This window comes from Listeria cornellensis FSL F6-0969, assembly GCF_000525855.1.
In the GTDB taxonomy this organism is placed as follows: domain Bacteria; phylum Bacillota; class Bacilli; order Lactobacillales; family Listeriaceae; genus Listeria_A; species Listeria_A cornellensis.
The window spans coordinates 20,042-33,698 of record NZ_AODE01000004.1; the positions used below are offsets into that span (position 1 = coordinate 20,042).

General features: G+C 42.3%; 11 protein-coding genes and 3 pseudogenes. All 14 read left to right on the forward strand.

Features of this window, described 5'->3' with window-relative positions:
• Position 1 precedes the first annotated feature (1 nt).
• The 14 genes and pseudogenes from prmC (at position 2) to atpD (ending at position 13,642) form a co-directional block, all read left to right on the forward strand.
• Positions 2-858 (forward strand): annotated as a pseudogene (gene prmC / locus PCORN_RS00575) (peptide chain release factor N(5)-glutamine methyltransferase).
• A 302-nt stretch (positions 859-1,160) separates the two neighbouring features.
• A complete protein-coding gene (locus PCORN_RS00580) occupies positions 1,161-2,207 on the forward strand; it encodes an L-threonylcarbamoyladenylate synthase (protein ID WP_036076621.1) in 1,047 nt (348 codons plus the stop codon).
• Position 2,208: 1 nt separating this feature from the next.
• Positions 2,209-2,619, forward strand: coding sequence for a low molecular weight protein arginine phosphatase (locus tag PCORN_RS00585; RefSeq protein WP_036076628.1), 411 nt, complete (start codon positions 2,209-2,211; stop codon positions 2,617-2,619).
• Between the two features lie 407 nt (positions 2,620-3,026).
• A complete protein-coding gene (glyA, locus tag PCORN_RS00590; protein WP_036076630.1) occupies positions 3,027-4,268 on the forward strand; it encodes a serine hydroxymethyltransferase in 1,242 nt (413 codons plus the stop codon).
• Positions 4,269-4,396: 128 nt separating this feature from the next.
• Positions 4,397-5,026: a uracil phosphoribosyltransferase gene (upp, locus tag PCORN_RS00595; RefSeq protein ID WP_036059637.1), complete on the forward strand. Its 630-nt coding sequence runs from the start codon at positions 4,397-4,399 to the stop codon at positions 5,024-5,026.
• A gap of 63 nt (positions 5,027-5,089) precedes the next feature.
• Entirely contained in the window at positions 5,090-6,232 is a 1,143-nt protein-coding gene (gene wecB, locus PCORN_RS00600) for a non-hydrolyzing UDP-N-acetylglucosamine 2-epimerase (RefSeq protein WP_036076958.1), read from the forward strand.
• A gap of 879 nt (positions 6,233-7,111) precedes the next feature.
• A pseudogene (locus tag PCORN_RS00605) lies at positions 7,112-7,511 on the forward strand (ATP synthase subunit I).
• A 6-nt stretch (positions 7,512-7,517) separates the two neighbouring features.
• Complete coding sequence (gene atpB, locus PCORN_RS00610) at positions 7,518-8,234, forward strand: F0F1 ATP synthase subunit A (protein ID WP_036059641.1); 717 nt, start codon at positions 7,518-7,520, stop codon at positions 8,232-8,234.
• A 104-nt stretch (positions 8,235-8,338) separates the two neighbouring features.
• Entirely contained in the window at positions 8,339-8,557 is a 219-nt protein-coding gene (atpE, locus tag PCORN_RS00615; protein WP_036065649.1) for a F0F1 ATP synthase subunit C, read from the forward strand.
• 75 nt (positions 8,558-8,632) lie between these two features.
• Positions 8,633-9,169 carry a F0F1 ATP synthase subunit B gene (atpF, locus tag PCORN_RS00620; protein WP_036076636.1) on the forward strand — a complete coding sequence of 179 codons (537 nt, stop codon included), beginning with the start codon at positions 8,633-8,635 and terminating at the stop codon, positions 9,167-9,169.
• Positions 9,166-9,705, forward strand: coding sequence for a F0F1 ATP synthase subunit delta (locus PCORN_RS00625; protein WP_036076637.1), 540 nt, complete (start codon positions 9,166-9,168; stop codon positions 9,703-9,705). Before atpF ends, PCORN_RS00625 begins: the two co-directional genes overlap by 4 nt.
• 28 nt (positions 9,706-9,733) lie before the next feature.
• Positions 9,734-11,245, forward strand: coding sequence for a F0F1 ATP synthase subunit alpha (gene atpA / locus PCORN_RS00630; protein ID WP_036076638.1), 1,512 nt, complete (start codon positions 9,734-9,736; stop codon positions 11,243-11,245).
• A 42-nt stretch (positions 11,246-11,287) separates the two neighbouring features.
• Positions 11,288-12,153: pseudogene (locus PCORN_RS00635) on the forward strand (F0F1 ATP synthase subunit gamma).
• A 70-nt stretch (positions 12,154-12,223) separates the two neighbouring features.
• Entirely contained in the window at positions 12,224-13,642 is a 1,419-nt protein-coding gene (gene atpD / locus PCORN_RS00640; protein WP_036076639.1) for a F0F1 ATP synthase subunit beta, read from the forward strand.
• Positions 13,643-13,657 lie beyond the last annotated feature (15 nt).

The window sequence follows — 13,657 nt, forward strand, 5'->3', positions numbered from 1 at the left end:
GATGACAATTGCCGAGATTTTAAATCAAGCAAAAGCCGAATTAGTCGCACGAGAATTAGACAACAATATCGCCGAAATCATCATCGAAACACGACTCGGTTTGACACGATCCGACTTGTGGATATCGACTGACCGCGAGTTGAGTTCGAGCGAACAGGCCCAGTTTGACAACGATTTCGCGCGCTATATAAACGGGGAGCCAGTTCAGTATATTTTAGAAGTGGCTCCTTTTTATGGTCGCGATTTTTACGTCAATCCAAGCGTCCTAATCCCTCGCCCTGAAACCGAAGAGCTCGTCTACGCCGCGGAAAAATTCATCGAAAAAAATCCTGATCGTGTTCGACGCGTGCTGGACGTGTGCACAGGAAGCGGCATTATCCCAATCAGCATCCAAGCGATGTTTCCAGAGCTAGCCGTCACAGGTTCCGATATTTCGAAACCCGCCCTTGAAGTCGCCGCCGAAAACAACACGCGATTAAAAACAGATGTCCGATTTATCCACAGTGATCTCGTGAACTACTTCCAAGAAACTGGCGAAAAATTCGATATGATTCTAGCTAATCCGCCTTATATAGCCGACTCAGAACGCGCAGAAATGTCCGATTACGTTCTAGATCACGAGCCGGAATTAGCTCTGTTCGCGCCACATGATGGTTTGGCAATTTACGAACAACTGATTGGGAGTTTACCGAACATTGTGGATAACTCCTTCTGGATTGGGATGGAAATCGGTTATACACAGGGTAAAAGCGTTAAAAAACCTTTTTCGAAAAAAGTTTTCCACAGGCAACGACAATTGTGCAGCAAGATATCAACGGCAAAGATCGGATGGTTATCTGCTCTAACCAACTGATATAGAAGCATTTCTATCATGGAGATGCTTTTTTATTGGCTATAATTATCCACAGCTCTGGGGATAAAACTTTGTGCAAAAAAATTTTTTAATCGAATCTTAATAAAGCAAACGTAGTTATCAACACACTTATGCACATTATCCACAGGTTCACAATTAGTTATCCACATTGACAAAGTTATTATCCACAGTTTGGGGATAACTTTGTGGATGAATCGCTAATTTTCGAATAAATCGATCTTACGCTGTAAAAAAAGCGTCAAAACCGTTAAAATAAGATTAAAGCAATGTAAAGGAGCAATTCCTGATGAAAACAAAGATTTGGCATATAACGAAAGAAAATGAAATCCAAACGTATATAGAAGCCTCAAAACTTTTACAGGCAGGAGAAGCCGTGGCCTTTCCGACTGAAACGGTGTATGGTATTGGCGCAGACGCGACGAATGAACAAGCTGTAGCTAAAATATATGAAGCGAAGGGCAGACCCTCGGATAACCCGCTGATCGTCCATATTGCAGATCAATCGCAAGTACATGAATTCGTTAAGGAGATCCCTGATAATGCGAAAAAATTGATGCGTACCTTTTGGCCGGGACCTTTGACGATTATTTTGCCGTTACGAGCTGGGAGACTTGCAAAAAACGTGACAGCAGGCTTGGACAGTGTCGGCGTTCGCATGCCAGAGCACCCAGTTGCGCTTGGACTTTTGGCAGTGGCGGGAATTCCGGTGGCTGCGCCGAGTGCGAACCAATCTGGAAAACCAAGTCCGACATCAGGAGAACATGTCGAAGAGGATTTATCAGGACGAATTGCGGGTATCGTTTTCGGTGGAAAAACAGGCGTTGGTCTGGAATCCACGGTGATTGACTGTACGCTTGAGGTTCCGGCGATTTTGCGACCAGGTGGTGTATCTCAGGAGGAGATTGAAGCTGTGATCGGACCTGTGATTTCTGAGGCAAAAGAAGTCGCGCAACAAGAAGCTCCGAAAGCTCCAGGCATGAAATACACGCATTACGCGCCAAAAGCCCCTGTGAGGATCGTTGAGGGCGATGCGGCATTTTTTCAACAGCAGATTGACACGGCAGAGAAACGTGGAGAAGTCGTGGGTGTGCTCGTTTCTGATGAGCTGGAAGAGCAGTTGCGGAAATCGGAGTACATGATGGTGCTCGGCAGTAAAGAGCGACCTGGAGAGATTGCCTATCGTTTTTACGACCGACTTCGCGAATTTGACCATACACCAGTAACGCTTATATACGCGGAACCTTTTGCAAAAAATGGTATCGGTGAAGCGGTAATGAATCGTCTCGATAAAGCAGCAGGCGGCCATTATATCAAGCAAAGCGAGGAAAGCTAGGATGAATATTTTATTTGTGTGCACTGGAAATACATGCCGAAGCCCAATGGCCGAAAAAATGTTACAGTGGTTCAAGCCAGAATGGGACATTACTTCGGCAGGACTCGCGGCACAGCACGGTTCTCCGATGTCCATGCAGTCCCAGTTGGTGTTACAAGAGCACGGTTTGCCAACATATCACCTAGCAAAATCACTGACAAAGGAGCTTGTGGATGCGGCGGATAAAATTTTTGTGATGACCGAGCAGCATCGGCGTTTGCTTTTGGATAAGTTTCCGAATAAGAAAACCGAGCTGATTTCGCCATATGATTTTGACGTGGCTGATCCTTATGGTGGGAGTAAGGCGGATTATGAGTACACGTTCGCGGAGTTGGAAGAGATGATTGCGAGGCGGTTTTTGTTCGATGCATAGAGGACTGGCGTATGGGGCAAAACTCATTGCGTTTACTCATGTTTCGCAATCACGTAAGCAGGAATACATGTTTTTTATGACGTATCCGAATTTCCAAATCTAGCATTCAACGGGCAACTCCCTGAAAATTTCACGCCCTCCATAAAAGCAAGAGCGTTTTTTTTCTGCGACCGCTCTTGTTTTTTGTTTTTTTTTGACTGTCTACTTGACAGGGAGCAGTTCAGCGCCTCCTCCAAACTTTTTTGGGTCTAACGGGCGTTTTCCGCTTTTCAACTTTGTGAATTACCTCACTATTTAGAATTAGATAATCTTGCGCGAAAATACTTGCAATTTAAGCCGAAATGGGAGATTATTAGAACATGTACGAAGCTTTACTAATCATTTGAGAAAAGGATGGGGATCCACACATGGTTTATCTACAAAAGCACGACAAGGCAGTTTTTGATGCAATTGAGTTAGAGTTAGGCAGACAGCGCAGTAATATCGAGTTAATCGCATCGGAGAATTTCGTGACGGAACAGGTCATGGAAGCGATGGGATCTGTTTTAACAAACAAATACGCAGAAGGTTACCCTGGCAAACGTTATTACGGCGGTTGTGAATATGTTGATATTGTAGAAAACTTAGCCCGTGATCGCGCGAAACAATTATTTGGCGCAGAATATGCTAACGTTCAACCTCACTCTGGTGCTCAAGCAAACATGGCGGTTTACCATGCGACGCTTAAACCGGGAGACGTTGTTCTTGGAATGAATTTATCTCATGGTGGACATTTAACACACGGTAGCCCAGCTAATTTTAGTGGTGAACTGTATCACTTCGTCGCTTATGGTGTGGATGAAGAGACAAAACAAATTGATTATGATAAAGTTCGTGAAATCGCTCTGGAACATAAGCCAAAAATGATCGTGGCTGGAGCAAGTGCTTATCCGCGTGCGATTGACTTTGCTAAATTCCGTGAAATTGCGGATGAAGTTGGAGCCTACTTAATGGTAGACATGGCACATATTGCTGGTCTTGTAGCAACGGGACATCACCAAAACCCAGTACCATACGCCGATTTCGTAACGACAACGACACATAAAACACTACGCGGTCCACGTGGCGGTATGATTTTAGCGAAAGCAGAATGGGAAGCGAAACTGAACAAAGCCATTTTTCCAGGAATTCAAGGTGGTCCATTAATGCACGTTATCGCGGCAAAAGCAGTCGCATTTGGCGAAGCGTTACAACCTGAATTCACAACATACAGTGAAAATATTTTGAAAAATTCCAAACAATTGGCGAAAACACTACAAGAAAATGATGTAGCTGTCCTAACTGGCGGCTCCGATAATCACCTGCTTCTAATCGATTTAAAACCACTTGGCTTAACAGGAAAAGCGGCAGAAGCAGTCCTTGACGATGTTGGACTTACTGTAAACAAAAATACAATTCCATTCGAAACCGAAAGTCCATTCGTGACGAGTGGGATTCGTGTCGGGGTTGCAGCAGTCACAACTCGCGGTTTTGATGAAGCAGCAATTGCAAAAGTCGGTCATCTTATCGCGAAAGTATTACACAATTTAGAAGATGAAGCAGTCCTTGCCGAAGTGAAACAAGAAGTAGCCAAAATCACGGCTGAATATCCACTATACCCATCTCTATAAGTAAAACACGGCCTTACTAGCGAACTAGGTTAGTAGGGCTTTTTTTTGTCTGGGATAAATTATACTTGCACAAGCGCGATTCTTTGATACAATAAGAGAAGGAAATTTACCTTAAAGGAGCGAAAATAATGGCAAAAGTACACGTAATTGACCACCCATTAGTTCAGCATAAATTAACAATTATCCGCGACAAGGATACAGGAACGAAAGCATTCCGCGAGTTAGTAAACGAGGTTGCCACATTAATGGCGTACGAAATTACACGCGATGTCGAGCTAGAAGACACGTTTGTAGAAACACCATTACAAAGAACGCCTGCCAAAACAATTGCTGGTAAAAAACTAGGTGTTGTTCCAATTCTTCGTGCAGGACTAGGCATGGCAGACGGAATCCTAACGCTAATCCCCGCTGCAAAAGTAGGGCATGTTGGTCTTTACCGCGATCACGACACATTAGAACCAGTCGAGTACTTCGTAAAATTGCCATCCGATGTGGAAGAACGTCTATTCATCGTTGTTGACCCGATGTTAGCAACAGGTGGTTCGGCAATCATGGCTATCGACTGCTTGAAGAAACGTGGCGCTAACAATATGAAATTTATGTGTTTAGTTGCTGCCCCAGAGGGAATTAAAGCACTACAAGAGGCACATCCAGACGTGGATATCTATGTAGCAGGTCTAGATGAGAAATTAGACGAACACGGCTACATTATTCCGGGCTTGGGCGATGCTGGTGACCGTTTGTTCGGTACAAAATAATAGTGTAACAAAGGCGGGGGAGCACAAGTTTCCTCGCTTTTTCAGAAAGGGATGATTGGAACTATGCGTAAAATTAAAGTAATGAGTGTTTTTGGAACAAGACCAGAAGCAATTAAAATGGCTCCGCTAGTTTTAGAATTTGAGAAACAGCCAGAATTTTTCGAGTCTCGCGTTGTGATTACTGCGCAACATCGAGAAATGCTCGACCAAGTGCTAGATATTTTTAATATAAAACCAGATGTCGATTTAAATATCATGCAAAAACAACAAACATTAACAGACATCACCACACGCGCAATGCAGGGATTGAGTGAAGTTATCGCTGAGGAAAAACCGGATATCGTCCTTGTTCATGGCGATACAACAACAAGTTTTGCGGCAGCACTAGCAGCTTTTTATAACCAAACAGCGATTGGGCATGTAGAAGCAGGTTTACGTACATGGAATAAATATTCGCCGTTCCCAGAAGAAATGAATCGCCAATTGACTGGTGTTATGGCTGATTTACACTTCTCGCCAACCTCACAATCAAAGCAGAATTTACTGGATGAAGGCAAGAATCCAGATACCATTTTTGTTACAGGTAACACTGCGATCGATGCCCTAAAAACGACCGTTCAAGACGACTACCATCATCCGATTTTGGATGGCTTGGGAGATAATCGTTTGGTACTGATGACCGCGCATCGCCGTGAGAACTTAGGCGCGCCAATGCAAGGGATATTCGAAGCAGTCCGTGAAATCGCAGAATCTCGCGAAGATGTCGAAATTGTCTATCCAATGCATATGAACCCAGCCGTTCGCGAAAAAGCAACTTCGATTCTTGGTGGGCACCCACGTATTCACCTTATCGAACCACTAGATGCCATCGATTTCCACAATTTCTTGAAAAAATCGTACCTTGTTTTCACAGATTCAGGTGGCGTTCAAGAAGAAGCACCCGGCATGGGCGTTCCCGTTCTAGTCCTGCGCGATACGACTGAACGTCCAGAAGGCGTCGAAGCTGGAACACTAAAACTAATCGGTACAGCCAAAGAAGACCTGAAAAAAGAAGCATTTGATCTGCTAGACAACAAAGAATCTTACTTGAAAATGGCCAATGCTAGTAATCCGTACGGTGATGGTGCAGCATCTGCGCGAATTCTAGAAGCGATTAAATACCACTTTGAAAAGACATCCGAGCGCCCATCGGACTATACTGTTTAAAAAAAAGACTATAATTCGTTCTAGAAATGGCGAGTTATAGTCTTTTTATTTACTGTGAATAATCCGTGTTTTTCCGTCTAAAAACCTATGAAAAAACAAGAAATCCCAATGGAAGCGCCTCATTGTTACAGATATATTACGCGATTAGTTTTTGCTAGAGGTTTAGGTTATATTGTGTTAAGATGAACAATGTTGTTACGAATGAACCAAAAGAATGAGCTGTTCATGAAATGCGTAGGGGATAATTGCTGCAAGTCAGCACTGTCTCAATCCCGCCGACGTCCGCAAGTCTGGGCGTGGACAGAATTGACCCAAGTGTGTCGGGTGATTATAACTTTATAGCCAAAACAATACATGTCTAGCCACTTTTTCGTTCTTTTTCACTGGAAGGAAGCTTTTGCAGTCACGTGTGCTGTCGAAAGTCTTTTACCAAACAATGGTGAGAGCTTTTTTTTGTACACTAATATGTGAAAACATCAACATAATTCGAATTTTCCAGTAAATATGGAGGTGTAGCGTAGAGAAAAATATACTTAAATTCGCTGAAAATAGTTTCTTTATCGACGAAGTATATAATTTTTCAAAAAAAATGTTAAAAATCAATTCGCATTATTTCCTTGAAGTAGTGTTATTGTGGTAGAATTGTTAGCAAGTAGGTACGGAATTTGTGAAAAGATATTGACTTTTTACTTTTGCCTATTGTATGCTAAAAAGTGACGCACTGATAAGGCTTACAGTTGTGTTCAGTTTTTTGTTAGCAAACGGGTAATGTGTAAAAAATCACAAACTCCAAGCTTACTTCTGTCTTAAAATCCGAGTCACATTTTACAGACGGGGAGCAAGAAATACCAATAACATTAAGAAAGGACATCTGCCGGAATGTTAGAATCACTAATAGGAATGTATCATCGTCATCAGAAATACATCATTGCTTTTGTTGGTATATGTGTAGCTGGATGGTTACTAACCCCGCATGTACATATTTTTTTGGGGCTAAAACTGGGGATTATTGTAGGTTGGTTTAACTACTGGCTGTTGATGAGACGTACACAGGCCATGACGAAGGCGATTGCCGAGAAGAGAACTTTCTATGGCATGGGTACAACAGCAAGAATGGGAAGCGTTCTACTTGCAACAATCATTGCGACACAAGTACCGGATTTCTTTCACGTTTATAGTATGGTGATTGGTTTGGGCATTGTTTATTCCGTGGTTTTCTTGGATTTTGTTATCTATTCCATCTACCGGAAGAAAAACGCTTAAAAAGAGAGAGGGGTGAACCAAATTGGAAGAGGAATTTCCAATATGGTACTTAGGGAAATTAGCATTTAACTTGTCTAATGTCCTGATGATTACAGTCACATGTGTTATCGTACTTTTTATTGCAATCTTTTGTACGAGAAAGCTACAAATGCGTCCCACAGGCAAACAGAACTTTATTGAATGGGTAATGGACTTTGTTAAAGGCATTATCAACAGTAACATGGACTGGAAAACTGGTGGGAGATTCCATGTATTAGGAATTACGTTGATATTCTTTATCTTCGTAGCTAATATGTTAGGATTGCCAATGCAGATAGCTGTCGGTGGCGAAGTATGGTGGCGTTCACCTACTGCCGATCCGATTGTAACACTAACCTTGGCCGTACTCATTATCGGGTTGACTCATTATTATGGAATCAAACTTAGAGGAGTCAAGCATTATGTTGTTGGAACTTACTTCAGCCCAATGAAATTTTTATTCCCATTGAAGCTAGTAGAGGAGTTCGCCAACACATTGACACTTGGTTTGCGTCTATACGGTAACATTTTTGCAGGGGAAGTATTGCTAAGCATTATCGCATTACAATTAGCACATATTAACCCAGTAGTTGGCGTATTTGCAATCATTCCAGCAGTAGTTTGGCAAGGTTTCTCCGTATTCATCGGTGCAATCCAAGCCTATCTATTCACCGTGTTGACCATGGTTTACATGTCGCACAAAATAAGTGACGAACACTAAGCAGCACTCGCCACATCTAAGTTAAGTCAGAGCTATGAGGAAAGACTCATAATCTTGTCATAAACAAAAATAAATTAGAAGATAATTCGAGGAGGATATTTATTATGTCATTAGGTGCAATTGCAGCGGCTATCGCCGTAGGTTTAGGAGCTCTAGGAGCAGGTATTGGTAACGGTCTTATCGTATCAAAAACAGTTGAAGGTGTTGCTCGTCAACCAGAAGCACGTTCAATGCTACAAACAATCATGTTCATTGGTGTTGGTTTGGTTGAGGCCCTTCCAATCATCGCTGTTGTTATCGCGTTCATGGTAATGAATAAGTAATTTAACACGTGGCGGGACAAACTCGCCATTCCTTTATGTGTGTCGTAAAAACATGAAACGATAATAAGCGAATGTATGGAAAGGAGTGAATCCAACGTGCCAGGATTTAATTTAGCACTAGGTTCAGCCGTTTTTACTGCCGGTGATTCTATTTTTACCGTCGTAGCATTCTGTATTTTGTTAGTTCTGATCCGTATCTACGCATGGAAACCTTTGATGAATATCATGAAGGCCCGCGAAGAGCATATCGCATCGGAAATAGACTCTGCAGAAGAAAGTCGTGTACAAGCAGAAGCCCTGTTAGCCGAACAAAAAGAAGTTCTTCAACAAGCTCGTTTAGAATCTCAAACAATGATTGAGAACGCTAAACAACTTGGTGAAAAAGAACGCGAAGAAATCATCAAAGTTGCGCGCGCTGAAAGTGAACGCATTAAAGAAGAAGCCAAAAGCGACATTACTCGCGAAAAAGAAGATGCTATCAAAGCGCTTCGTGAACAAGTCGGCTCCTTGTCTGTGCTAATCGCGTCCAAAGTTATTGAAAAGAACTTGGATGAAGAAGCTCAAACAGCACTTGTACAAGAGTATATCGGAAAGTTAGGCGATGACAAATGAGCAAAGATTTCGAAGTTGCGAATCGTTACGCCGTAGCACTTTTTGAAGTTGCAAAGGATGAGCAATTGATCGATCAGTTCGATACGGAGCTCGCGGTTGTGAAGGAATCGATAGAACAAAATACCGATTTCGCTACACTAATCGAAAATCCAACGCTCACAGATGATGCCAAGAAAGATATGATTGCAACTGTCTTTAGTGGCTTAACGCCAGTATTACAGGATTTTATTTTCCTTCTAATCGACCGTGGACGTGAAGATTATCTAGTAACTATCATTGATCGATATCTACAAAAAGTAAAAGACGCTCGTGGCATTGCCGACGCAGAAGTATATTCCGTCATCCCACTTTCCAAAGTAGAGGAAGCTGAATTGTCTAAAGCATTTGCCGCAAAAATGGCTAAAAACGAGTTAAATATTCACAATCATATCGATCCGTCCCTTCTTGGAGGCGTGCGGGTTGTTATTGGAAACCGTATCTATGACGGCAGTCTAAAATCTAAACTAAGAGACCTGGAGCGACAAATTAAATTGTAGGCTTTCAGTGTAACAAGGGGTGAATTTGATGAGCATAAAAGCTGAAGAGATTAGTTCTCTCATAAAGCAACAAATTGAAAATTATCAATCGGAGCTAAAAGTTAGTGATGTCGGAACAGTTACCTATATTGGTGATGGTATCGCACGTGCTCACGGATTAGATAACGCAATGGCTGGGGAGCTTCTTGAGTTCTCAAACGGCGTTATGGGTATGGCTCAAAACTTAGAGACCAATGATGTTGGTATCATTATTTTGGGACCTTATACTGAAATTCGTGAAGGCGATGAAGTTCGTCGTACAGGAAAAATCATGGAAGTTCCAGTTGGCGAAGCACTAATCGGTCGTGTGGTTAACGCACTTGGTCAACCAGTGGATGGTTTGGGGCCAATCGCATCGTCGGGTACACGCCCAATCGAAGCAATTGCACCAGGCGTTATGCAACGTCAATCCGTTAACGAACCACTTCAAACAGGAATTAAAGCTATCGATGCCTTAGTGCCAATCGGTCGTGGTCAACGTGAGCTAATCATCGGTGACCGTCAAACCGGTAAAACAACGGTTGCCATTGATACAATCCTAAACCAAGCAGATCAAGATATGATTTGTATCTACGTTGCTATTGGTCAAAAAGAATCCACAGTTCGTACAGCCGTGGAAACATTGCGTAAACACGGAGCGCTTGATTACACAATCGTTGTAACAGCGTCCGCATCACAGCCAGCCCCACTTCTATACTTAGCTCCATACGCTGGTGTTGCGATGGGGGAAGAATTCATGTATAACGGCAAACACGTTTTGATTATCTATGATGATTTGTCAAAGCAAGCTGCTGCATATCGTGAATTATCCTTGCTACTTCGTCGTCCTCCAGGTCGTGAAGCATATCCAGGGGATGTATTCTACTTGCACTCCCGCTTATTAGAACGTGCTGCAAAATTAAATGACGCATTAGGTGGCGGCTCAATCACAGCCCTACCATTCGTAGAAACGCAAGCCGGAGATATTTCTGCTTACATTCCTACAAACGTTATTTCGATAACAGATGGTCAAATTTTCTTGCAATCCGATCTATTCTTCTCTGGTGTTCGTCCCGCAATCAACGCCGGGTTATCCGTATCTCGTGTTGGTGGATCAGCACAAATCAAAGCCATGAAAAAAGTTGCCGGAACGCTTCGTTTAGACTTAGCATCTTACCGTGAGCTAGAATCTTTCTCACAATTCGGATCTGATCTTGACGCAGCAACACGCGCTAAACTAGAACGTGGTAAACGTACAGTAGAAGTTCTAAAACAAGATTTACACAAGCCACTAAAAGTTGAAAAACAAATCCTAATTCTATACACATTGGTTCATTCCTTCTTGGATGATGTTCCTGTAATAGATGTGTTGCGCTTCGAAAGCGAAATGAATACGTGGTTCGATCATAACCGTCCAGAATTATTGAAAACGATTCGTACAACGAAATCATTACCAGACGAAGCAGAGTTAGATGCTGCGATTAAAGAATTCAAAAATACATTTGTTCCTTCAGAAGCCTAAGCCGTTTTTGAGAAGCAAACGAAACAAAGGTGGTGAAAATCTTTGGCATCTTTAATAGATATTAAACAACGAATCACTTCTACAAAGAAAACAAGTCAAATTACAAAGGCAATGCAAATGGTTTCTGCATCCAAACTTGGTCGTGCAGAAGAAAAAGCCAGAGCCTACGCCCCATACGTAGAAAAAAATTCGAGATGTTGTAACCCATGTTGCTTCCGGTAACAGTGCAGATCATCCGATGCTAGTAACACGAGCAGTCCATAGAACGGGCTATATCGTAGTCACTTCGCATAAAGGTTTGGCAGGCGCTTATAACAGTAATGCTATCAAAGAAGTGTATAAACAAATTCAAGAAAAGCATACCTCAAGTGATGAATATGCAATTATCGCTTTAGGACGAGCTGGTGCAGACTTTTTTTAAAGCCCGCAGTATGAATGTTGTTTTAGAGGTACCAAGTATTTCGGATCATCCAATTTTTGCTGAAATTAAAGATGTTGCGCGCAATACGGTTCAAATGTTCGAAGATGGCGTTTTCGATGAAGTGTTCATCGTCTATAACCACCATGTAAACTCGATTTCTCAGTCTATAAGAAATGAGAAGTTGTTGCCACTTACAGAGTTTCATGAAAATGAGGCAGAGCATGATTTGACGACATATGAATTTGAGCCTTCTGAAGGTGAAATTTTAGAGGTATTGTTACCGCAATATGTTGAGAGTTTGATTTTTGGTGCCATTCTGGATGCCAAAGCCGCGGAACATGCTGCTCGTATGACGGCCATGAGAAGCGCGACTGACAATGCAACCGATATTATTGGTGACCTATCATTACAATATAACCGTGCTCGCCAAGCTGCGATTACGCAAGAAATAACCGAAATTATTGGTGGCGTAGCAGCTCTCGAATAAAAGTTTGAGAGTCCGCGCGCCCAACCGTTAAAGCTCCCGAGTGGAGAAAGCAAGTGAGGAGGAAAATCGCATGACTGAAGGACGAATAATCCAAGTTATGGGTCCTGTTGTAGACGTAAAGTTCGATAATCACTTACCTGAAATCTACAACGCGCTTAAAGTTGAATACAAAGCACTATCCGAAGAGGAAAAAAGTGTGGAACTAACACTTGAAGTAGCAATCCATTTAGGCGACAATGTTGTCCGTACTATTGCGATGGCTTCAACAGATGGAGTTCAAAGAGGCATGAAAGTTATTGATACTGAGAGCCCAATCACTGTTCCAGTAGGAAACATTACATTAGGACGAGTATTCAACGTACTTGGAGAAACAATTGATTTAGATGAGCCGATCGCAAGTGACGTTCAACGTAATAAAATTCACCGTTTAGCACCAACATTTGACGAGCTATCAACAACTACAGAAATCTTGGAAACAGGAATTAAAGTAGTAGACCTTTTAGCCCCATACGTTAAAGGTGGTAAAATTGGATTGTTCGGTGGTGCCGGTGTAGGTAAAACAGTACTTATTCAAGAGCTCATTCACAATATTGCCCAAGAACATGGTGGTATTTCGGTATTTGCCGGCGTAGGTGAACGTACTCGTGAGGGTAATGACCTTTACTTTGAAATGAAAGATTCAGGCGTTATCGAAAAAACAGCCATGGTATTTGGACAAATGAACGAGCCACCAGGCGCGCGTATGCGTGTTGCTTTAACAGGTTTGACCATTGCTGAATATTTCCGTGATGTAGAACATCAAGATGTGTTGCTATTCATCGATAACATTTTCCGATTTACACAAGCTGGTTCAGAGGTTTCTGCCTTGCTTGGTCGTATGCCATCTGCCGTAGGTTACCAACCAACATTGGCAACGGAAATGGGACAATTGCAAGAGCGTATCACATCCACAAACGTTGGCTCTGTTACTTCTATCCAAGCTATCTATGTTCCAGCTGATGATTACACCGATCCAGCACCAGCAACAACATTCGCCCATTTAGATGCAACAACTAACTTGGAGCGTAAATTAACAGAGCAAGGTATTTACCCAGCAGTAGATCCACTTGCGTCCACGTCACGTGCCCTTGCTCCAGATATCGTTGGAGAAGATCACTATGAAGTCGCAACACATGTACAGCAATTATTACAACGCTATAAAGAATTACAAGATATCATTGCGATTTTAGGTATGGATGAGTTGTCTGATGAGGATAAACAAGCCGTTGGACGTGCTCGTCGCGTACAATTCTTCTTGAGTCAAAACTTCCATGTTGCCGAGCAATTTACTGGTCAAAAAGGTTCGTATGTACCAGTAAAAGAAACGGTAAAAGGATTCCAAGATATTCTTGCAGGTAAATACGATCACCTTCCTGAGGATGCCTTCCGTTCATTGGGACGCATTGAAGAAGTTATCGAAAAAGCCAAAAGCATGGGTGTTGAAGTTTAATAAAAACAGGAGGAG

What these genes read in the sequence shown, in the direction of transcription:
- atpE (WP_036065649.1), top strand. Translation starts at nt 8,339, where the DNA reads ATGTCATTAGGTGCAATTGCAGCGGCTATCGCCGTAGGTTTAGGAGCT.
- upp (WP_036059637.1), top strand. Translation starts at nt 4,397, where the DNA reads ATGGCAAAAGTACACGTAATTGACCACCCATTAGTTCAGCATAAATTA.
- PCORN_RS00585 (WP_036076628.1), top strand. Translation starts at nt 2,209, where the DNA reads ATGAATATTTTATTTGTGTGCACTGGAAATACATGCCGAAGCCCAATG.
- PCORN_RS00625 (WP_036076637.1), top strand. Translation starts at nt 9,166, where the DNA reads ATGAGCAAAGATTTCGAAGTTGCGAATCGTTACGCCGTAGCACTTTTT.
- PCORN_RS00580 (WP_036076621.1), top strand. Translation starts at nt 1,161, where the DNA reads ATGAAAACAAAGATTTGGCATATAACGAAAGAAAATGAAATCCAAACG.
- atpF (WP_036076636.1), top strand. Translation starts at nt 8,633, where the DNA reads ATGGAAAGGAGTGAATCCAACGTGCCAGGATTTAATTTAGCACTAGGT.
- glyA (WP_036076630.1), top strand. Translation starts at nt 3,027, where the DNA reads ATGGTTTATCTACAAAAGCACGACAAGGCAGTTTTTGATGCAATTGAG.
- atpD (WP_036076639.1), top strand. Translation starts at nt 12,224, where the DNA reads ATGACTGAAGGACGAATAATCCAAGTTATGGGTCCTGTTGTAGACGTA.
- atpA (WP_036076638.1), top strand. Translation starts at nt 9,734, where the DNA reads ATGAGCATAAAAGCTGAAGAGATTAGTTCTCTCATAAAGCAACAAATT.
- wecB (WP_036076958.1), top strand. Translation starts at nt 5,090, where the DNA reads ATGCGTAAAATTAAAGTAATGAGTGTTTTTGGAACAAGACCAGAAGCA.